This window comes from Okeania sp. SIO2F5, assembly GCF_010692685.1.
Classification (GTDB): Bacteria; Cyanobacteriota; Cyanobacteriia; order Cyanobacteriales; family Microcoleaceae; genus Okeania; species Okeania hirsuta.
This window is the reverse complement of sequence record NZ_JAAHGU010000305.1, coordinates 1-1,455: the sequence shown is the minus strand read 5'-3', so window position 1 is coordinate 1,455 and position 1,455 is coordinate 1. Positions and strand designations below refer to the sequence as shown.

The following is a 1,455-nucleotide window of genomic DNA, read 5'->3' as shown; positions in this document are numbered from 1 at the left end:
AGATTATGATGCGGGATTCTCATCATTGATGATTCTACGCTCACAGAGATGACTTAGATGGACAATATCACTATTACCAAACCAGAGGTCGGACTCTCCCGTAGCTTTTGGGTCTCCCCCAGATTCCGAGTGCCCCTCGGTACTGTTGACTATTGCTCCTAGCATTTCTAAACCTTTAGCTAAAATGTTCCTTGCTGCATTGTGGTCTCTATCAGCAATATAACTACAATGCGGACATTTGTGAGTCCTAACAGACAAAGATTTTTTAACAGTCTGACCACAATTGGAACAATTTTGAGATGTGAAATGTGGAGGTACTGCTATGCAAGCAATTCCATGCAACTTAGCATAATATTCCAGCCATTCGGTGAACTGATACCAGCTTGCATCAGATATAGATTTAGCTAAGTGATGATTTTTAACTAGGTTAGCAATGTTCAAATCCTCGTATACTACCAAATCGTGACATTGGATTAACGCCCGTGCAGTCTTTACTGCATGGTCTTTACGCTGTCTACTGATTTTGAGATGCTGCCTGGCTAATTGCTTTCTGGCTTTGTGGTAGTTATTTGATTGTGCCTTTTTTCCTTTCTCGTGGCGGCGCGATACTTTCCGTTGTAGCTTTTTTAGTCGTTTTTCCGACTTCCTTAAATACTTAGGATTTTCTACAACATTACCATTACTATCAGTATAAAAAGTATTTAAACCTAAATCTATTCCTACGACATTGCCTTGAAAATTATGAGTTTCTTTTCTCTCTACATTTACTAGAAATTGACAATAATAACCATCAGCTCGTCTCACAACTCTTACACGACTTATTTGTTGCTCTGAATACCAGACTAAATCGCGACTTGTCCACAATTCAAATACACCAGCTTGAAAACCATCTTTAAATTCAATTTTCTTTCTGTCTGGAGATAGCTTATAACCTGTTGATTTGTACTCTATTGAACGAGTGAATTTATTGAATTTTGGATCGCCCTTTTTACCTGGTAATTTCAGTCTACAATTTTTGTAGAATCGTTGTATTGATTGCCATGTTCTATGGGCTGATGCTTGTCTTGCTTGAGAGTTTAACTTTTTCACCCAAGGAAAATTACTATCCTTTGCTAGTACAGAACAAAGCTTTTGTAAGTCATTGCGTTTAACATCTTTATTCTCCATCCAGTAGCGCAAACAACTGTTTCTGATGAATTGACCTGTGAGAATCATTTCATCTAAAACTTTGTACTGATTTTGACTGCCTTTTAATTTGGCCTCAATTACTAGCAAAGTTATTGTTAATTCCTTGACTACATTGACTATTATAACTAAATTTACCTAAAATGTATACTGGATAAACTATTAATATTTGTGTCTAATGATGACATCGAATCATAATTATACACGCATCATTCATCCAGACACGCTCATCATAGATTATAGTGCTGGCCTTCTGATGCGTTTAGGTAA

General features: G+C 36.8%; 1 protein-coding gene. It reads right to left on the bottom strand.

Going from position 1 to position 1,455, the window contains the following annotated elements:
• Positions 1 to 3: 3 nt before the first annotated feature.
• Positions 4 to 1,275, bottom strand: coding sequence for a transposase (locus tag F6K27_RS33165; protein ID WP_287280441.1), 1,272 nt, complete (start codon positions 1,273 to 1,275; stop codon positions 4 to 6).
• Between the last annotated feature and the right edge of the window lie 180 nt (positions 1,276 to 1,455).